The organism is Streptomyces sp. NBC_00273 (genome assembly GCF_036178145.1).
GTDB lineage: Bacteria > Actinomycetota > Actinomycetes > Streptomycetales > Streptomycetaceae > Streptomyces.
On the sequence record NZ_CP108067.1, the window covers coordinates 2169160 to 2187009 of the forward strand.

Below are 17850 nucleotides of genomic sequence, written 5' to 3' on the forward strand. Positions count from 1 at the left end.
GGACGTCTCTAGGAGGCCTCGATCGCCACCGCCCCGAGCTGGACTAATGCGCTTTAGCACAAAGGCTGTTGAGGATGGTATCGATTCGATAACGAAGCTGCTTGTGCGTCAAGACTTGACCTCTTATCGATGGTTCACGGCGGGTCTCCACTAATGCGCTTTACCCGTACGTCGCGAAACCGCTTTATCCGGCCCCGGCTTGTGCGCGCGTCGGGCGCGCGTCTAGATTTCGCCTCGAACGGCGTGTAGCTCAGTAGCCAGAGCACCGACCTGCACAGTCGGAGGGCGCAGGGGCAGGACCTGCCACGCCGGCCATGGACGAGAACACCGGAAAACAGTTCCCGGCCCCAGGACTCCCCTCCCCGGGGCTCTCCACCGCCGGCCTCTTCGACCACTACCTCACCGACGAGGGCCTCGCCCGGCTGTGGTCGATGCTCGACAGCGGGCGCTACGAGGTGCTCGCGCCGGAGGAGGCCGCGCTGCTCTGCGTCGCGTGGCTGGTGCGTGCCGGGGAGAGCGGCGCGGCGGCCGCCCTCGTCGAGGAGTTGCGCCCCTTCACCGGCGAGGTGCGGTTCACACCGCAGCCCGCGGAGCGGCCCGTACCGGATGCGGGCGCCGTACACGTGCGGACCGTCGGCGAGGTCGCCGGGGCGCTCAGGCGCCGCACGCCCCGTCCCGGCATCGAGGCGCAGCACGAGGCGCTGACCGTCTGGCGACCGTTCGAGGACGAGCTGCTCGACCACTGGCTGCGCGCCGGCGCGGACGCCGAGGAGGGCGCCGCCCTGCTCGCGCGGTACCGGCGGCTCGCGGCCGCGCACACCCGCTGCACCAAGCACCTCGACCCCAAGTCCAATCCGGCCGTCCTGCGCCGCGCGCTGGAGGAGCGGGTCGCCGGGCGCGAGCTGTCGCCCCGCCTCGCCGGACTGCTGCGCCATGCCGTCGCCTCGATGGTCGCCAAGCGCGGACGGCCCGGTTCCGCCGAACACGCCCGGCTGCGCCGGGCCCAGGCCCGGCAGGCGGACCGGCCCGCGCACGAAGCCCTGGCCGCCGTCGTCCTACGCCGCCTCGCCCCGCTCGACGTGAGCCGGGGGCTGGAGGACGTCGGACCGCTGATCGGCCCGGTGACCGCCGAGGAGGCCGAGGAGTGCGGGCTGCCCGCCGGGACGGTCGTCCCGGCGTCGGTGCGGGCCACCGTCACCGCGGCCCGCAGCGCGCCCCTGGACACGCTGCTGGAACACGGACTGATCCCCTCCGCGGAGGTGCTGGGCGAGGTGGCGGAACAGCTGATCGCCACGCACACCGCCTGGGGATACGCCGACGCGTCGCTGCGCACGCTGATCGCGGCGACCTACCGGGCCCGGCGCGGTCGCCGGTACCCGTTGTGGTGGAGCCCGGAACACCACGCCCGGATCACCGAACTGCCCTGGGTCCGCGCGGTCGCCCCGTGGGCCGCCGACCCGGTGGAGGAGGCCCGTTCGACGCTGCGGATGCTCGGCGAGGCCTGCGTACGGGCCTTCCCGGGCACCGGGCTGCCCAATCTGCACGTACGGGCGCTGTCCGGGCTCGCGCAGCTCGCCGAGCTGCCCGTGCCGTTCGCCGCGGAACCCCTGGCCGACGCGTACAGCGGGATGGCCGATCCCGCCGTCCTCGCGGCCGCGCGGACCGCCGCCGGGCTGCTGCGCGGCACGGTGTACGAGCGCTGCCACGGCATCGACTACGCGGCGGTGCAGGAGCTGGCGGACTCGGAGGACCGGTACGGTTTCGCCCGGTTGTGCGCCGAGCGCGCCGGGCGTCCGGGGCAGCCGCTGGCGAGCGACCCGGCGGTCATGGAGCAGGCCCGGATCCTCACCACGTCCAACCTCGCCACCTTGGTCGTGCACGCGGGCGTCGTCCCGCGGGGCGGCTGGGACGGCTCGGCCCGGGGCGCGTTCGCCGCAGCGACCGGACCGGCGGCCACCGCGAAGAGCACCGCGCGCGCCTGGCGGCAGCTGCTGTTCCACCTCGCGCTGTGCGACGCGGACGAGCAGGCCCGCGTACTCACCTGGATCGACGCGCGGGCCGCCCGGCTGCCGGCACGCACCGCCGCACGGATCGCCCTGCCGCTGATCGACCTCCACCTCGCCGTCGCCGTCCCGTAGTCACTTGGGCTTGTTGCGGTAGATGCGACGGCCGGCCAGGTGCGTGGCGACGGTCTCGCCCCGCCACAGCTTCCGGTCGCCGTCCATCTCGTCCGGAGCGGGCCACCGGCCGCGGCTGATGTCCGACCGGATGCTGTCGGGCTGCAGGCCGGACGCCTCGGCGATCTCGACGACGGTGTAGTGGCGGGACGGTTCGAGCGCGGTGGCCTCCCGGGTGTGGTGCTCGCCGAAGAACCGGGCGATGGCCTCCGGGTCGAACTCGATGGTCCTGCCGCGCTTGCCGACGGCGGGCGGCCACCCGGGGTGCCGTCCCCATCGGGGGTTCTCCGACAGGTAGCGGGCGCTCATGCCGTAGTGCTCGGCTATCTCGGCGTACGTGACGCCCGTGCGGCCCTCGGGAGGTACGGGCGCGCCGTTCGACGCACGGGAGGGGGCGCTGGCCGGCCGGGGCCGCTCGCCGGTGCGCGCCGCCGGCGGGACCCGGCCCGAGCCGGCCTCCCCCACGGTGAGGACGACCGTACGGCCGTCCGGGTCGGTCAGCGTGTGCCGGCCCGGCGGCAGGAACCCGGCGCCCTTCGGTGGGGCGGTGAGGCCGAGGCGCAGGTACCCGGTCTCCGGGCGGCCCGCGGCCGGGTAGAGCTCCAGGACGCCGCCGTCGGCGAGCGTCGTCGCGTAGTGCTCCGGCCCGCTGCCGTGCCGCTCGCGCACGAGGTCGAGCCCGATGCCCCGGTAGAAGTCGCGGCAGGCGTCGAGCCGGGTCGTGTAGATCACGGCGAGTTCGAGGATCATGCTGGCGCTCCTGGTGTGTGATGGCTGCGGGCGGACGGTCGCCCGTCGACCCGCTCCTCGCAACGGAAGCCCCGCCCGGGGTACTTGACCGCCACGCCGGTACGCGGCGCCCCGAACCACTGCTCCAGGGCGCCCACTTGACCCGTCTCCGCCCGGCGCGATACGCACAGATAAGGAAGGTCATCTTAAATTCCTACCACGTCTGCGTACGCTGTCCCCATGACCGACACCACCGCTTCCGACCAGCACGTGCCCGATGACCTGCGCATCTTGACCGTCGAGTACCTGAGCGCGATCCGGGCGCGACTCGCCGACATCGAGGCCCCCGTCGCGCGCGAACAGGCCGCGCGGCTGTTCACCGATCAGCTGTTGCCCGCAGTGGCGAAGACGGTCAAGGACATACGCACCGCCGCCGTGGGCGAGCTGCGTCAGGGGCGCACCCTCAGGGAAGTGTCGGAACTGATCGGGCTGTCCGTGCCCCGGGTCGACCAACTGCTCAAGGGGAAGTGAGGAGTTGCAGTGCCCCTTCGGATGAGGCTCACCGCGATCACCCTCGACTGCGCCGATCCCCGGGCGCTGGCCGACTTCTACGCGCGGGCCACCGGGTTCGAGCCGCACCCCGCGTCGGACGCCGACTTCGCCGGACTCACCCGCGAGGACGGGCTGTTCCTCGGATTCCAGCGGGTGGACCACTACCGGGCGCCGCAGTGGCCCGACCGGTCCGCGCCGGGGCAGTCGCACCTCGACTTCGCGGTCGACGACCTCGACGAGGCCGAGGCCGTGCTGCTGGAGCTGGGCGCGGGCAAGCCGGAGCACCAGCCGGGCGGTGACAGGTGGCGGGTCCTCACCGACCCGGCCGGGCACCCGTTCTGCCTGACCCTGGTCTGACGTCTGGCGGCCTTCGGGGCGGCGCGCCGCGCCGGAGGCCCGCGCCCTCAGCCGGCGTCCACCTTGGGTGCGCAGCGCATGCCGATGTAGCAGCAGGGGGTGCCGTCCACGAGGGTGGCGAAGACGACGGGCATCCAGTCACCGCTGAAGGAGGTTCCGGCGCCGGAGGCGGCGAAGACCGTGGCGCTGAGCGGCGTGAGGTCCATCTCCAACGGCGGTGAGAAGTCCCGCATCCCGTCGACGAACTCGTACACCAGGCGGGCGGCCCCGTCGGGCCGCACGCTGACGGTGATGACCACCCCTTCCCGGCGGTAGGTGCCGACCAGCGGGACCACGTCGACGACCGGGGGCCGTGCGGGCGGGGCGAAGGCGGGCGGCATGTGGACCCCGGCGAGCTCGCGGAGCAGTTCGCGCATCAGGTCGGCGTAGAGGAAGCGGGAGGCGCCCCCGTTGGTGAGCAGGACGGCGATGAGATCGGCGCCGGGAACCACGCGCACGTAGCCGTACTGGCCGATAGAGGCGCCGTCGTGGCCGTATCCCGGGACCCCGTTCCAGTCGTAGAGCGACCAGCCCAGCCCCCAGCCGTCCGCGCTCACCGTCCACTTGTCCGGTACGTCGACCGCCCACCGCTGCATCTCCGCGACGGCCCGGGCGCCGAGGATCTGTGTGCCGTCCGGGGCGGAGCCGCCGTCGAGGTGCAGCTTGGCCAGCCGGAGCACGTCCGCGGCGGTGGCCAGGACGCGTCCGTACGGCCCCGCCGAACGGGGCATCATGTCCCAGGCCGGCGCGGGCTCCGGGTCCGGCCCGTCGCCCGGAAGGTGCCCCATCGCGGTGCGGAAGGCCAGTGCCTCCTCGGGCAGGGTCATGGTGTGGGTCAGGCTCAGGGGGGCGAGGAGCCGCTCCTTGAGGGCCTGGTCCCAGGTGCGTCCGGTGAGGACCTCGACGATGCGGCCGAGGACGTTGTAGCCGACGCTGCTGTACGAGACCGCGGTGCCGGGCGGGCAGTCCAGCGCCACGTTCCGGGCGGCCGCCACGTACTTGGCCACGCAGTCGTCCCCGCGGCCGCTGTCGTAGGTGAAGTCACAGGTCAGGCCGCTGGTATGACTGAGGAGTTGGCGGGTGGTGATCGCCTTGGTGGCCACGGGGTCGGACACGGAGAACTCCGGGAGCACCTCGATCACGGGCGCGTCGAGGTCCAGTTGGCCCGCGGCGGCGAGCTGCATGACCAGGGTCGCCGTGTAGAGCTTCGCGATCGATCCGAGCTGGAACACCGAGTCGGTGGTCGCCTCCACCCCGGTGCCACGATGCAGGACGCCGCTCGCCAGCTCGTGCAGCTTCCCCTCGGCGAACACCGCGAGGGTGGCGCCGGGCACGTGATGGGCGGCGCGCAGTGCGTCGAGGCGGCTCTGCCAGTGGGCCGGGGAGAACGTCACATCGATTCCTTCGACTCGGTGGTCCCGTACGGATCGCCGCACGCTTCTTGATCCACATACCGGGATCCACGCCACCGTAGGTCGGTCCCCGAGGCGCCCATAAGGACCCGCGGGCGCCAACGAGGGGACCCCCGGCGCCACTGCGGAACACCGCGCGCCGGGAGGGAAACGTTCGCGCCACCAGGGGAATCCTGCGCGCCAAAGAAGGAACGTGGCACGCCAGTTCGAGCGATCGGCTGCTAGCGTCGTCGGTCCTATGCGCTCTCCCGGCACCGACGGCACCGTCTCCGTCCACCTCGCGCGGTTCGTCGTCGACGCCTTGCACCGCTCGGGTGTGCGCCCGGGCAGGGTGGCCCGGTTGCCCGACCTCGGACCCGAGGTGCTGGACAACGATCTGGCCCGGGTCTCGACCGCGTCGGCGCTGGCCGTGTGGGAACAGTTGACGCTCGCCGAGCCGGGTACGGCCATCGGCGCACTGATCACCGCCGAGGCTCCGATCGGTACGTTCGGCCTGTGGGACTACCTGGTGACCACCGGACCCGACCTTCGGGAAACCCTGAAGCAGGCGGTGGAGTACAAAGCCGTCATCGGTGACGCGGCCCAGGAGAAGCTCCTCGTGGAGGAGGACGGACGGTCCTTCACCATCCGTCATGCGACCGGCAGTTGGGGACCCGATGTGGTGGAGGCGATCGACTTCTTCGCCCTGGGCATGTTCCTGACGCGGGCCCGGGCCGCGACCGGGCGGCCCGTCGTCCCGCTGCGCGTCTCCGTGACGCACGGCGCGTCCGGCCGCTTCCGACAGCTGACGGAGTTCTTCGGGACCACCCGCATCGACTTCGGAGCCGCGTACAACTCGATCACCTTCCACGACAACGACGTGCGCGCGCCGCTGCCCAAGGCGCAGCCGGGGCTGGACCGCATCCTGGCCCAGCAGGCGGCGCTGACGATCGCGTCCGCGCAGCCGGCCCTGCTCTGGCAGGACCGCTTCCGGATGGTCCTCGACTCCGCCTTCCGGGAGGACGCGGTGAGCCTGGAGCAGGTCGCACAGCGGCTGGCGATGAGCCCGCGCACCCTCCAGCGACGACTGGGCGAGCACGGCACGACCTGGCGTGATGAGGTCGAGGCCGTGCGCCAGGAGCACACCATGGAACTCCTGCGCGCCACCGATCTACCGCTCCGCTCGGTCGCGGCCCGGGTCGGCTACAGCGACATGCGCGCGCTGCGCCGGGCGGTCCGCCGCTGGGAGGGACGGGCTCCTCGCGACATCCGCAACGAAGCGGGCGCCACGGCAACGCCGATGGGCGCCGACGCGGGCAACTGACCCGCGCCCGGCGCCCGAAGTCCGCGTCGGCGGCCGAAGCCCGCGTCGGCGGCCGATCCGGTCACTTCATGGGGTACTGGGTCTTCTCCGCGAGCTTGCCGTCCTTGAAGCAGAAGCGGAGCACGGTCTCTTCGCCGTTCTTGGTCTCGCCGCTGGATATGTACCAGGAGCAGGTGCTTCCTTCGGGCTCGATCGGTCCGCCCTCCTTGAGGGCGCTCTTGACGAAGCTCTCGCCGGACGGGAGCTTGCCGCGGACCTCGCTCTCCGCGTCCCCGGTCTTCACGGCTTCGTAGACCGCGGGGTCGACCAGGGTCTTGTCGGCCATGTCGAGGACCTTCCCCATGCCGAAGACCACCGCGATGAGGAGGCCCACGCCGACCACCAGCGCCACCGCGCACCCGATCAGACAACCCTTGCGCTGAGCCACGCCCGTTCCTCCATGTCGTTCGTGTCCGGCGGCGATCGCCTGGACACTCACACCCTCGCAAGGGACGGGGGCCGCGGGCTGTCCTCGAAAGTCGTCGGCCGTCGCAACGATCGTCGTTCGAGGTCAGACCCGTCGACCCGTGTATACAGGGAAGAGATCGACCCTCCGGGCGAAGCGAGAGGACCCACCGTGAGCGAGCACACCATCGAGCCGCTGATCGTCGTCGGCGTGGACGGGTCGGACCATTCCAAGGAGGCGCTGCGCTGGGCGGTCGCGCAGGCCGCGATGACGGGCGCCCGGGTGCACGCCGTCATGGCCTGGGAGTGGAACCGCAATCCGTTCGCCATCGGCCCGACGGCCGCCGAGACCGCCGACGCGGAGGCGGTGACGGCCGAGGAGACCGCCCGCCGGAAGCTGGCGGACACGGTCGCCTCGGCCGTCGGCACCTCGCCCGGCGTACCGGTGTTCCGGCGCGTCGAGCAGGGCTCCCCGGCGCAGGTCCTGGTCGACGCCTCGAAGGAGGCGGACCTCACGGTGGTCGGCACCCGCGGGTACGGGGGCTTCAAGGGCGCGCTGCTGGGGTCGGTGAGCCAGCAGGTCGTGCAGTACTCCGCCAGCACGGTCGTGATCGTCCGCGAGGGCGCGGACGAGAACGACTGACGCCCCAACCCGCCGCCCGCGATCGCGCCTACCGCATCTCGCCCGGGTCCACCAGGTCCCGGGGGTCCGTGTTGGCGCCGCAGAGGATGACCGCGACCCGGTCGCCCAGGGGCTGCGGCGCGACGCGCAGCGCCGCCGCGGCGGTGGCCGCGCCCGCCTCGACCACGATCCGGTGCTCCTCCCAGAGCGCACGCCGGGCGGCCGTGATCTCCGTGTCGGGCACGAGGACCGACGTCACGTTCTCCTGCTGCGCGGCGGCCAGCGCGTCCGCCGAGACCCGGGTGGCCCCCAGGGAATCGGCGGCGACGGATTCGACGGCCACGTCCACGACCCGGCCCGCCGCCAGGGCCGCGTTCAGCGCCCGGCAGTTCTCCGGCTCGACCGCGACCACCCGTACGCCGTGTTCGCGCGCGGCCGTGGCGACCCCGGCGAACAGTCCGCCGCCGCCGACCGCGACGACCACCGTGTCCAGCCCGGGCAGGGCGGTCCGGATCTCCTCCAGCAGGGTGCCGGCGCCCGCCGCGATGAGCGGGTGGTCGTAGGCGTGGCTGCTCAGCGCCCCGCTCGCGGCGGCGAACTCCTCGCAGGCGGCCAGGGCGTCCGCGTACCGGTCGCCTACGAGCCGCACCTCGGCCCCGTACCCGCGCAGCCTGTCCACCTTCACCCGCGGGGCGTTGGCGGGCAGGAACACGGTCGCGGGCACGGCCAGGGCGCGGGCCGCCCAGGCGCAGGCGAGCCCGGCGTTGCCGCCGGAGGCGATGGTTACTCCGGCGGCCGGGAGGGCGCCGGCCTCGTGGTGTGCGGCGAGGAAGTTGCGCGCGCCGCGCGCCTTGAAGGAGCCGGTGTGCTGGAGGTACTCCAGCGCGTACCAGACCCCCGCTTCGGCCGCGGGCGCCACCGTGACGGGGCGTACGCCGCCCGCGATGCGGTCGGCGGCGGCGCGGACGGCGGCGTGGTCGAGCTGCTGGGCCGTTGCTGCGTGCATGGACTGTCTCCCCATCAGGTGCGGGTGGTGGGCCGGGCGGGCCGGGCGGCTTCGATCAGCTGGCGCAGGGCCCCGTAGTAGACCTCGTGGTCCGTCAGGGCGGGCAGTACGTCGGGCAGTCCACCGGAGAGCACGGGGAACTCCTCGGGATCCAGCGCGGCCAGGGCCGCCCGCGAGGCGGCGGTGGCCGCGCCCGGGTCCCGGTGGTCGACGAAGGCCGCGCTACCCAGGGTGAGCAGGTACATGCGGCGGTAGGCGGTCATCGCCTCGGCGGCGGTCATCCCGGCGGCCACGCTGTCGGCGAGGGCGGGCTCGACGAGCCGGGCCAGCAGCTGGCGCCCGAGCCAGGGCCGGCTGCCGCGCAGCGCCAGCAGTCCCGGGTGGGCGACGAGCAGCAGGTACAGGGCGCGGAACCGCTGCTCGGCGGCCTGCGCCCAGTCCGTGCCGGCGGGGATCTCGGGGAGCTGCCCGGCGAGGTGCTCGGTGCAGAGGTCGAGCAGGCCGGCGAGGTCGCTGCAGCGGCGCTGCACCGTGGCGTGGGAGACCTCGAGCCGGTCGGCGAGGGTGCGGAAGCTCAGGTGGCCGGGCCCTTGCTCGTCGAGGATCCGCAGGGCGGCGACGGCGATGACCTCCGGGGTCGCACGGTCCAGGGCGGCTGATCTTCGCGGCATGAGATACACCGTAACATACGACGTATCTGCACTTTCGTGTGACGTCGATTGCAGCCATATTGCTGGTCATCAGCCGACAATCAGCGACTTCTGTTGACAGTGGGTAATCGCCTCGCTGCACTGGGCGCACGACTGCCCCCACGTCAAGGAGACTCCGTGCCGCCTCGCCTGCGTGCAACGCTCCCCTGCCTGACCGCGGCCGCCCTGTTCGCCCTGGCGCTCTCCCCCGCCCCGGTGGCGGCCGAGCCCCGGGCGACCTCGGACACCCCGCTCGCGCTCACCCCTCCCATGGGCTGGAACAACTGGGCGCACTACATGTGCGACATCGACGAGGCCAAGGTGGTGGCCAACGCCGACGCACTCGTGTCCACCGGGCTCGCCGCCAAGGGCTACGACACGGTGACCGTCGACGACTGCTGGATGACCAAGAGCCGCGACGCGCAGGGCAGTCTGGTCGTCGACACGAAGAAGTTCCCGCACGGCATGGCCTGGCTCGGCGAACACCTGCACGCCAAGGGCCTGAAGTTCGGCATCTACCAGGACGCGGGCTCCCTCACCTGCGAGAAGTACCCGGGCAGCGGCGCCCCCCAGGGCGGCGGCGCGGACCACTACGCGCAGGACGCCCGCCAGTTCGCCTCCTGGAAGGTGGACTACGTCAAGATGGACGGCTGCAACCTCTGGGTCCCGGAGGGCGCGACCAAGGAGGAGGCCTACCGCGACGCCTACAACGCCGTCGCGAAGGCACTGCGCGAGAGCGGCCGGGACATGGTCCTGTCGGCCTCGGCGCCCGCCTACTTCCAGCAGGGCGAGTGGGGCGGCTCCGACTGGCACAAGGTCCTCGGCTGGGTCGGCGAGACCGGCCAGCTGTGGCGCGAGGGCAAGGACATCAAGGTCTACAACCCCGCCGCACCCGCCACTTCGCGGTGGAGCGCGGTGCTGGGCAACTACGGTTACAACCGCTGGCTCGGCCGGTACGCGGGCCCCGGCAACTGGAACGACCCCGACTTCCTGATCGCGGGCGCCCCCGGCCTCACGGCCACCGAGAGCCGCAGCCAAGTCGCCCTGTGGGCCATGATGGCCGCCCCCTTCATCCTCTCGTCCGACGTCTCGAAGCTCACCCCGGCGGGCCTCACGGCCCTCGGCAACACCCGGATGATCCAGCTGGACCAGGACCCGATGGGCCGTCAGGGCTCGGTGGTCTCCTCCAACGCCACCTTCGAGATCCTCGTACGGCCGCTCGCGAACGGCGACCGCGCGGTGGCCGTGCTCAACCGCTCCGCCGCCACCCGGGACATCAACGTGCCGCTCGACGAGATCGGCCTGGCCGACTGCACCGTCGGCGCCGACGCCCAGGACCTGTGGACCGGTACGCGCCGCACGGTCTCCGCAGCGCTGACCGGGAAGGTCGCCGGACACGACACCGGCGTGTGGCGGCTCACCCCGCGCGGCTGCGCCGAGGCCGTACCCACCGGGCAGGTCGTCGGTGACGGCGCCCGGTGTGCCGACGGCGCCAACACCACCGGCGTCGGCGCCGTGGTGATGGCCGCCTGCACCGGAGCCCCCGACCAGCGCTGGACCGTGGGCAAGGACGCGACCCTGCGGCTGGCCGGCGAGTGCCTGTCGGCGGGCGCCGACCGGATCGTGGAACTGGCCGACTGCTCGAACCGTCCGCAGGAACAGCCCGGCCAGAGCTGGTCGCAGCGTCGCGACGGAGCCCTCGTGGAGGAGGTCAGCGGGATGTGCCTGACGGCTCCCGCGGCTGCCGCCCCGGCCGAGCGGCTGCGGCTGACCGACTGCGGCGACCACCGGGTCGACCAGGCCTGGGCCCTGCCGGTCTGACGGCCGGGCGAACGGATGAGGAACCCGACGCATCGCAGCGGGCGCAGGCCGAGGACCCGGCGCCCGCTCGCCCTCGCCGCGCTTCCCGCGGCGCTGCTGGCACTGATCTGCGCGGGCCCCGCGCCCGGGGCCACCGCCCCGGGCGCGGGGTCGCCCGCACGGGCCGACGTGAGGACGGACGCGCACCCGGGTGCCGCCCGGGGTCCGGGCCTGGCCCGCACCTTCGACGTCGCGCCCGCGCGGGCCGCCCTCCAGCGGCTGCTTCCGCGCCACTGGGGGCAGTTCACCCTGGTACCCGACACCACCGCCGCCTCCGACACCTTCACCGTGTCCGGCACCGCCGGCGCGATCACCGTGCGCGGCAGCACCGGGGCCACCCTGCTCACCGGCGTCGGCTGGTACCTCCAGCACGTCGCCGGGGTCGACATCGGCTGGCCCGGCGACAGCATCGGCATGCTGCCCGGCCGGCTGCCGGCGGTCCCGGCGCCGGTCACCCGCGGCGCGCAGGTCCCGCACCGGTACGCGCTGAACGACACCGACGACGGGTACTCGGGCCCGTACCGCTCCTTCGAGGAGCACCAGCGGCAGATCGACCTGCTCGCCCTGCACGGCATCAACGAGGTGTTCGTGCAGGTCGGCGCCGAGTACCCGTACTACCGGGCGCTCCAGGGGTTCGGCTACTCCCCCGAGGAGCTGCGGCAGTGGATCCCCGGCCCCGGCCACCAGAGCTGGTGGCTGCTGCAGAACCTGAGCGGATTCGGCGGTCCGGTCACCGAGCGGCTGATGCGCGAGCGCGCCGAGCTGGGCGGGCGGATCACCGAGCAGCTGCGCGGGCTCGGCATGACCCCGGTGCTGCCGGGCTTCTTCGGCACCGTGCCGCCCGGCTTCGCCGCCCGCAACCCGGGGGCGGCGACGGTGGCGCAGGGCGACTGGGCGGGCTTCGACCGCCCGGACTGGCTCGACCCCGCCTCGCCCGTGTTCGGGAGGCTGGCCGCCGCGTACTACGCCGAGCAGCGCGCGGTGTTCGGGGACAGCACGATGTACCGGATGAGCCCGCTGCACGAGGGCGGGCAGAGCGGCTCCGTCGACGTCGGCGCGGCCGCGGGCGCCATCCAGCGCGCACTGCACGCCGCGCACCCCGGGGCGCTGTGGGCGGTGCTGGGCTGGCAGGACGACCCCACCGCGGAGCTGCTGGCCGGGGTGGACACCTCGAAGCTGCTGATCCTGGACGGGCTGTCCGACCGGTACAACCGGCTCGACCGCGAGGCGCGTTGGGGTGGGGTCCCGTACGCGATGGGCACCATCTACAACTTCGGCGGGCACACCACGGTCGGTGCGAACAGCTCCGTGTGGATCGAGCGGTTCGGCCCCTGGCGGGACAAGGCGAACAGCGCCCTCGCCGGGATCGCGTACCTGCCGGAGGCCACCGGGACCAATCCGGCCGCCTTCGACCTGTTCACCGATCTGGCCTGGGAGCGCGGGCCGATCGACCAGCGCCGGTGGTTCGCCGACTTCGCCGCCCGCCGCTACGGCCGCCCGGACGCCGCGGCGGCCGCGGCCTGGGAGGAGCTCCGCAAGGGGCCGTACAGCACCTCCTCGGGGCTGTGGTCGGAGTCGCAGGACAGCCTGTTCACCGCCCGACCGAGCCTGACCGCGGCCGGGGCGGCGTACTGGAGCCCGAAGTCCATGCGCTATCCGGCCGGCTCGGTGCGCAAGGCCCTGGACCACCTGCTGGAGGTGGATCCGGCGCTGCGCGGATCCAGCGCCTACCGCTTCGACCTGGTGGACACCGCCCGGCAGGCCCTCGCCAACCACTCGCGGGTGCTGCTGCCGAAGATCAAGACGGCCTACGAGGCCAAGGACCTGACCCGCTTCCGGACCCTGACGGCCGAATGGCAAGACGACGAGCGCATGTTGGAGGCGGTCACCGGATCCGACCCGGCCTTCCTCCTCGGCACCTGGCTCGCCGGGGCCCGCTCCTGGGGCGCCGACCAGGCCGAACGGGACCGGTACGAGTACGACGCCCGCTCGCTGCTGAGCGTGTGGGGCCGCCACAGCACCAGCGAGGGCGGTTTCCTGCACGACTACGCGAACCGCGAATGGAGCGGCCTGATCTCGGAGTTGTACGCACCCCGGTGGGCGCGCTACTTCGCTTCGCTGGACGAGGCGCTGGTGAAGAAGGCCGCGCCGCGGGCGATCGACTGGCACGCCTTCGAGGCGGAGTGGGCGGGACGCACCACGCGCCATCCGAACCGGCCGAACGGTGACCCGTACCGGCTGGCCGCACGGATCGCCGCCGCCCTGCCGGCGGCTGCCGCCCGCTGACCCGTGCCGGGGGCCCGTCCGGACCCCGGGCGGCCCCCCGGCGCGGATTCACGGGTTCCGTTTCTGCCCCGCCCGTGCGGCCCCGGCGGCCGCCAGGCCGAGGACGGCGATCGAGGCGGCCGAGGCCAGCAGGGTCTGCCGGGCTCCGAGCCCGGCCACCAGCGGGCCGCCCAGCGCGGTACCGAGCGGCACCGCGAGCACCCGGACCGCAGAGCTCGCGGCCAGGGTCTGGGGAAGCAGTTCCGGCGGGGCCGAACGCTGGAAGAGGGCGGTGGACAGCGAGGCGTACGGGGGCCAGAGCAGCCCGGCTACGGCGAACCCGGCGACGGCGAACGCCGTCGGCGCCCCCAGCCCCGTCGGCAGCAGGAAGACCCCGAAGGCGGCGACGATGCCGGTCGTGACCGGCCACACCGGCAGGCGGTTCAGGTATCCGGTCAGGATCGAGCCGAGGACGGCACCGACACCGAACGCGGTGTAGAAGGCGGCCAGCAGGCCCGCCGAAGCGCCCAGACCGTCCGATACGTACAGCGGCAGGGCGACGTACACGGGACCGAAGAGGCAGAAGAAGGCGAAGCTCAGGGCGAGCAGGCCCAGCAGGGCCGGGGTGCGGCGGATGACGGCGAAGCCCGCGGTCCGGGAGGCGCCCTCCTCGGGTGCGGGCGCGTCGTCGTGCGGCACGCCGAAGAGGAAGGTGGCGGCCAGGACGAGGAAGGTCGCCGCGTCGACGGCGATCACGGTCGCGGCGCCACCCCACAGGATCAGGGCGCCGGCGAGGGGCGGGCCGAGGACGGTGGAGAGCGAGCCGATGCCGGACAGGACGGCGTTGCCGGCCAGGTGGTCGCGCTCCGGCAGCAGCCGGGCCAGCAAGGTGTAGACGCCGGCCTGGCCCCACGAGTGGAGGACGCAGGACAGGGCGAGCAGGGCGACGTACAGCTCGATGCTCAGCGTCCCCAGGGCGTGACACACGGGGATCGCGCCCAGGGCGGTGGCGCGCAGCAGGGCGTCGCAGGCGACCAGTCGGGCCGGGGAGCGGCGGCGCAGGAACCGGCCGAGGAGGACGGCTCCCGCGGCGCCCGAGAGCGTGTGGGCCGCGGCGGCCAGGGCCACCCACGTGCCGCGTTCCGCCGCCGGTGCGATCTCGATCGCCAGCCAGCTCACGGCGACCACCGCCATGCCGTCGCCGAGGGACGAGACGGTGAACCCCGGTAACAGGCGGCGCAGCGTCGAGTGGGTGAGTACGGGCCGGTAGGGCGAGGCGCGGATGGTCCGGTCGGGTTTCAGGGGCACGGTGTCCACGCTTTCGGGGAACGGGGAACGGGAAGGGACATGACGTCATCGTTGCCGCGCACCCGGCCTTCGCCGCGGCCCGTTCGCTCCGGGCACGGTCCTTTCACCCTGGGCGCAAGCGAGGTCGGGCCCGGCGGCACGGCGCCGACGCGGAGCCGCCCGAGCGCGGGACACTGGCCGTGTGGAGTCAGACCCGAGCCGTTCCGCGCGGCTGCGGCGCACGACGGGCGCCGTCAGCGGGATCGTCGCGGCCGTGGCCGGACTGGCGTCAGCGCAGCTGGCCGCCGCAGCGGCCGGCCGGCCCGAGGCCTCGCCGGTCACGGCGGTCGGCGGGGCCGTGGTGGACCTGACGCCGGTGGCCGTCCGGGAATGGGCCATCCGACTGTTCGGCACCTCCGACAAACTGGTGCTGGGCCTCGGCATCCTCGTGGCCCTGGCCGCGGTCGCCGTCGGCACCGGGCTGCTCGCCGTACGCCACCTCCCCGCCGCGATCGCCGTCACGGGCGGATTCGGGCTGGTGGGGGCACTGGCCGCGCTCAGCCGGCCGGAGGCCTCCTGGCAGGACGCGCTGCCCTCCCTGGTGGGCGCACTCGTCTCGGCCGGGGTGCTGTACCTGCTGGTCACGGCCGGGAAGCGGACCCGCCCGACCGGAGCTCCGCCGGGCGGGGCCGGGTCGATGGACCGGCGCGGCTTCGGCCGACTGGTGGTCGCCGTCCTGGCGGCGTCGGCCGGGGTCGGACTCGGGGCACGACGGCTGGGTGCGCACGGCAGCGCCGACGCCACCGCCTCCCGGGCCCGCTTCGTCCTCCCCCGGCCCACCGTGCCCGCACCGCCGGTGCCCGCCGGGGCTGACCTGCGGGTGCCGGGGCTCGGCCCCTTCCTCACCCCGGACCAGGACTTCTACCGGGTGGACACCGCGCTGGTGGTCCCGCGCGTGGACGCGGACACCTGGCGGCTGCGCATCCACGGGGAGGGGGTGGCCCGGCCCCTGACCCTGGATCTGCGCCAGCTCCTCGCCCGCCCGGTGGTCGAGCACGACATCACCCTCACCTGCGTGTCCAACGAGGTCGGCGGCCCGTACGCGGGTAACGCCCGCTGGCTCGGCGTGCGCCTCGGGGACGTGCTGCGCGAAGCGGGGGTGCGGCCGCCGTCCGAGGGCGGGCCCGCCGACCAGCTGGTGGCGCGTTCGGTGGACGGCATGACCATCGGCACACCGGTCGAGACCGTCATGGACGGCCGGGCGGCGCTCCTGGCCGTCGGCATGAACGGCCGACCGTTGCCCTTCGCCCACGGGTTCCCGGTCCGGATGGTCGTACCGGGCCTGTACGGGTACGTCTCCGCCTGCAAATGGCTCACCGAGCTGCGGCTGACCACCTTCGCCGCGTACGACGCCTACTGGGTGCGCAGGTCCTGGGCCCAGCAGGCCACGGTCAAGACGCAGTCGCGGATCGACACCCCGCGCCCGTACGCCGACCTGGCGCCGGGCCGGGTACCCGTAGCCGGGGTGGCCTGGGCCCAGCACCGAGGGATCGAGCGGGTCCAGGTCCGGGTGGACGGCGGCCCCTGGCAGGAGGCGCGGCTCGGGACGGCGGACGGCCTCGACACCTGGCGCCAATGGGTGTGGCCGTGGGAGGCGACCCCCGGCCCGCACACCCTGGAGGTCCGCGCCACGGACGGCACGGGCGCGGTGCAGACGGGGGTCCGCACCGGGACCGTGCCGGACGGGGCGACGGGGTGGCACGCGGTGGACGTACGCGTCCGGGCGCTAGGAAGCGGCGGTGGCCCGTCGGCCGGGGCGGACCGGCAGTGAGCGGACGTTGTTGCTGATGAAACTGTTCTGGTACGGGAGTTCGGCGTCCGGGACCGCGAGGTCGAGGTCGGGGAAGCGGGTGAAGAGCCGCTCCAGGGCGATCGTGGCCTCCAGCCGGGCCAGCGGGGCCCCGGTGCAGTAGTGGGCGCCGTGGCCGAAGGCGAGGCTGCGGGCGGCGGTGGGGCGGGTGATGTCGAAGCGGTCGGCGTCCGGCCCGTGGAAGGACTCGTCGCGGCCCGCGGCGCTGTATCCGGCGAGCACCGGGGTGCCCTGCGCGATCACGGTCCCGTCGACGGTCAGGTCGCGGGTGGGGTAGCGGAACGGGAACCAGCTGACCGGGGTGTCCCAGCGCAGGGTCTCGTCCACCACGTCCGACCAGGTCGCCTTGGCGTCCAGGACCAGCGCGAGCTGGTCGCGGTGGGCGCACAGGGCGCGGACCGCGTTGACGATGAGGTTGAGGGTGGTCTCGTGGCCCGCGACGAGCATCAGCCGCATGGTGCCGATGAGTTCGACTTCGGTGAGCCGGTCCCCGTCGTCCTCGCGGGCGGCTATCAGGGCACTGGTGAGGTCCTCGCCGGGGTTCGCGGCGCGGGCGGCCGCGATCGTTGCGGTCAGGGCCATGAGTTCCTGCAGGGCGGCCATCTTCTCGGCCGGGGTGAGGTCGGTGGCGATGATCACCTTGTTGGTCAGTTCGTGCAGCCGGCCCCGGTGCTCGGGGTCCACGCCGAGCAACTCGCAGATGACGTTCATCGGGAGCGGGAGGGCGAAGTGCTCGTACAGGTCGGCGGTCCCGTCCGGGGAGCCGGCCGCGGCCCGCCCGAGGTCGTCGAGGAGTCCGGCGGTCAGCTCCTCGATGCGCGGCCGCAGCCGTTCCACCTGGCGGATGGTGAAGGCCTTGCCGACCAGAGCGCGCAGGCGGCGGTGGTCGGCGTCGTCCGCGGTGTGCATGCCCTGGGCGTTGGAGAAGACCCGCAGCGGCCAGTCGGCGGGGATGGTGCCGTCGTGCAGGGCGGGGAAGTGCTTGGCGTTCTTGGCCACGTCGGGGTGGGCGAGGAACTCCTTCAGCGCGTCGTGCCCCAGGACGACCGCTCCGGGGACCCCGCCGGGGAGCACGACCTCCGCCACCGCGCCGTGCTCGGCGCGCAGCCGGGCGTTGAGGGCGTGCGGGCAGCCGCCGGCGGGGTCGATCACGTACGGGGTGCTCTGGCCCTGCGGGACGGGTGAGATGTGGGACGACAAGCCGGTTCTCCTGACCTGATGGACGAAACTCGGTCAAC

At 73.6% G+C, this 17850-nt stretch carries 15 protein-coding genes and 1 tRNA gene; 9 read left to right on the plus strand and 7 right to left on the minus strand.

Annotation, left to right across the window (positions count from 1 at the left end; all coding sequences use genetic code 11):
• Positions 1–239: 239 nt before the first annotated feature.
• Both OG386_RS09165 and OG386_RS09170 read left to right on the plus strand, forming a co-directional pair.
• Positions 240–315, plus strand: a tRNA-Cys gene (locus tag OG386_RS09165).
• Positions 315–2138 carry a hypothetical protein gene (locus OG386_RS09170; RefSeq protein ID WP_328787672.1) on the plus strand — a complete coding sequence of 608 codons (1824 nt, stop codon included), beginning with the start codon at positions 315–317 and terminating at the stop codon, positions 2136–2138. Before OG386_RS09165 ends, OG386_RS09170 begins: the two co-directional genes overlap by 1 nt.
• Here OG386_RS09170 and OG386_RS09175 read toward each other — a convergent pair whose 3' ends face one another.
• Positions 2139–2927 carry a VOC family protein gene (locus OG386_RS09175; RefSeq protein WP_328787673.1) on the minus strand — a complete coding sequence of 263 codons (789 nt, stop codon included), beginning with the start codon at positions 2925–2927 and terminating at the stop codon, positions 2139–2141.
• Positions 2928–3146: 219 nt separating this feature from the next.
• Between OG386_RS09175 and OG386_RS09180 the strand changes: the two genes are divergently transcribed.
• Together OG386_RS09180 and OG386_RS09185 are read left to right on the plus strand one after the other, a co-directional pair.
• A complete protein-coding gene (locus tag OG386_RS09180) occupies positions 3147–3437 on the plus strand; it encodes a hypothetical protein (RefSeq protein WP_327382061.1) in 291 nt (96 codons plus the stop codon).
• 9 nt (positions 3438–3446) lie between these two features.
• A complete protein-coding gene (locus OG386_RS09185; RefSeq protein WP_328787674.1) occupies positions 3447–3815 on the plus strand; it encodes a VOC family protein in 369 nt (122 codons plus the stop codon).
• A gap of 47 nt (positions 3816–3862) precedes the next feature.
• Here the strand turns inward: OG386_RS09185 and OG386_RS09190 are convergent, their stop codons facing one another.
• On the minus strand, positions 3863–5248 hold the full coding sequence (locus OG386_RS09190) for a serine hydrolase domain-containing protein (protein ID WP_328787675.1): 1386 nt from the start codon (positions 5246–5248) through the stop codon (positions 3863–3865).
• A 256-nt stretch (positions 5249–5504) separates the two neighbouring features.
• Here OG386_RS09190 and OG386_RS09195 point away from each other — a divergent pair, with 256 nt between their 5' ends.
• Positions 5505–6569, plus strand: a complete 1065-nt coding sequence (locus tag OG386_RS09195; RefSeq protein ID WP_328787676.1) for an AraC family transcriptional regulator — start codon at positions 5505–5507, stop codon at positions 6567–6569.
• 61 nt (positions 6570–6630) lie between these two features.
• On the opposite strand, the gene OG386_RS09200 is transcribed toward OG386_RS09195, so the two are convergent.
• A complete protein-coding gene (locus OG386_RS09200) occupies positions 6631–6996 on the minus strand; it encodes a hypothetical protein (protein WP_327382065.1) in 366 nt (121 codons plus the stop codon).
• A gap of 189 nt (positions 6997–7185) precedes the next feature.
• On the opposite strand from OG386_RS09200, the gene OG386_RS09205 reads away from it, so the two are divergent.
• Positions 7186–7656, plus strand: a complete 471-nt coding sequence (locus tag OG386_RS09205; RefSeq protein WP_328787677.1) for a universal stress protein — start codon at positions 7186–7188, stop codon at positions 7654–7656.
• Positions 7657–7684: 28 nt separating this feature from the next.
• Here OG386_RS09205 and OG386_RS09210 read toward each other — a convergent pair whose 3' ends face one another.
• Complete coding sequence (locus OG386_RS09210; protein ID WP_328787678.1) at positions 7685–8641, minus strand: serine/threonine dehydratase; 957 nt, start codon at positions 8639–8641, stop codon at positions 7685–7687.
• A 14-nt stretch (positions 8642–8655) separates the two neighbouring features.
• On the minus strand, positions 8656–9312 hold the full coding sequence (locus OG386_RS09215; RefSeq protein ID WP_328787679.1) for a TetR/AcrR family transcriptional regulator: 657 nt from the start codon (positions 9310–9312) through the stop codon (positions 8656–8658).
• Between the two features lie 156 nt (positions 9313–9468).
• Here OG386_RS09215 and OG386_RS09220 point away from each other — a divergent pair, with 156 nt between their 5' ends.
• Positions 9469–11151, plus strand: a complete 1683-nt coding sequence (locus OG386_RS09220; protein WP_328787680.1) for a ricin-type beta-trefoil lectin domain protein — start codon at positions 9469–9471, stop codon at positions 11149–11151.
• Positions 11152–11166: 15 nt separating this feature from the next.
• Positions 11167–13476 carry an alpha-N-acetylglucosaminidase gene (locus tag OG386_RS09225; RefSeq protein ID WP_328787681.1) on the plus strand — a complete coding sequence of 770 codons (2310 nt, stop codon included), beginning with the start codon at positions 11167–11169 and terminating at the stop codon, positions 13474–13476.
• Between the two features lie 48 nt (positions 13477–13524).
• Here OG386_RS09225 and OG386_RS09230 read toward each other — a convergent pair whose 3' ends face one another.
• Positions 13525–14763 (minus strand): MFS transporter, encoded by a 1239-nt coding sequence (locus OG386_RS09230; protein WP_328787682.1) that lies wholly within the window; start codon positions 14761–14763, stop codon positions 13525–13527.
• 181 nt (positions 14764–14944) lie between these two features.
• On the opposite strand from OG386_RS09230, the gene OG386_RS09235 reads away from it, so the two are divergent.
• Entirely contained in the window at positions 14945–16573 is a 1629-nt protein-coding gene (locus OG386_RS09235; RefSeq protein ID WP_328787683.1) for a molybdopterin-dependent oxidoreductase, read from the plus strand.
• On the opposite strand, the gene OG386_RS09240 is transcribed toward OG386_RS09235, so the two are convergent.
• Positions 16529–17812 carry a cytochrome P450 family protein gene (locus tag OG386_RS09240; RefSeq protein ID WP_328787684.1) on the minus strand — a complete coding sequence of 428 codons (1284 nt, stop codon included), beginning with the start codon at positions 17810–17812 and terminating at the stop codon, positions 16529–16531. The two genes, OG386_RS09235 and OG386_RS09240, sit on opposite strands and share 45 nt — an antisense overlap.
• Between the last annotated feature and the right edge of the window lie 38 nt (positions 17813–17850).